Raw genomic sequence first — 841 nt, forward strand, 5'->3', positions numbered from 1 at the left:
CGCTGGACGAGGCGGCCGGGCGGATCGTCGTGGTGAGTGCGATCGACAACCTGACCAAGGGCACCGCGGGTGGCGCGGTGCAGAGCATGAACATCGCCCTCGGCCTCCCCGAGGAGCTGGGCCTGCCCGTCACCGGGGTGGCCCCGTGAGCGTCCGCCGGCTGATCGCGACCGTACTGGCACGGCTGGTGCCGTGCGACCCCCTGGACGTCCGGGCCATGGGCGAGAACGAGGAGAAGCAGTGAGCGTCACCGCAGCGAGGGGATTCACGGCGGCGGGCATCGCCGCCGGGATCAAGGAGAGCGGCAGCCCCGACCTGGCCCTCGTGGTCAACCAGGGTCCCCGCCTGGCCGCCGCGGGCGTCTTCACCGCCAACCGCGTCAAGGCCGCGCCCGTGGTGTGGTCGCAGCAGGTCCTGGAAAGCGGCCGGATCTCGGCCGTGGTCCTCAACTCCGGTGGCGCCAATGCCTGCACGGGGCAGGACGGTTTCCGGGACACTCACGCCACTGCCGAGAAGGTTGCTGAGGTGCTGGGGCACAGTGCGGGCGAGATCGCCGTGGCGTCCACCGGGCTCATCGGTGTGCGGCTGCCGATGGACAAACTGCTGCCGGGCATCGAGAAGGCGGCAGCCGGGCTCTCCGCCCATGGTGGTGAGAAGGCTGCCATCGCCATCAAGACCACGGACACTGTCCACAAGACGGCTGTGGTGCAGGGTGACGGCTGGACGGTGGGCGGCATGGCCAAGGGCGCGGGCATGCTCGCCCCGGGCCTGGCGACCATGCTGGTCGTCCTGACCACCGACGCGGACGTCGACGCGCCCGGTCTCGACGCGGCCCTGCGCG

Annotated in this window: 1 protein-coding gene and 1 pseudogene; both read left to right on the forward strand. The window is 71.5% G+C overall.

Annotated elements, in window-relative coordinates; genetic code table 11:
* Nucleotides 1-149: pseudogene (locus ACFPP6_RS36470) on the forward strand (N-acetyl-gamma-glutamyl-phosphate reductase); the annotation flags it as partial.
* A 91-nt stretch (nucleotides 150-240) separates the two neighbouring features.
* Nucleotides 241-841 (forward strand): bifunctional ornithine acetyltransferase/N-acetylglutamate synthase (locus ACFPP6_RS36475; protein ID WP_382051146.1); only part of this gene is annotated, 601 nt, incomplete at its 3' end.

The organism is Streptomyces aureoversilis (assembly GCF_042657885.1).
Classification (GTDB): Bacteria; Actinomycetota; Actinomycetes; order Streptomycetales; family Streptomycetaceae; genus Streptomyces; species Streptomyces aureoversilis.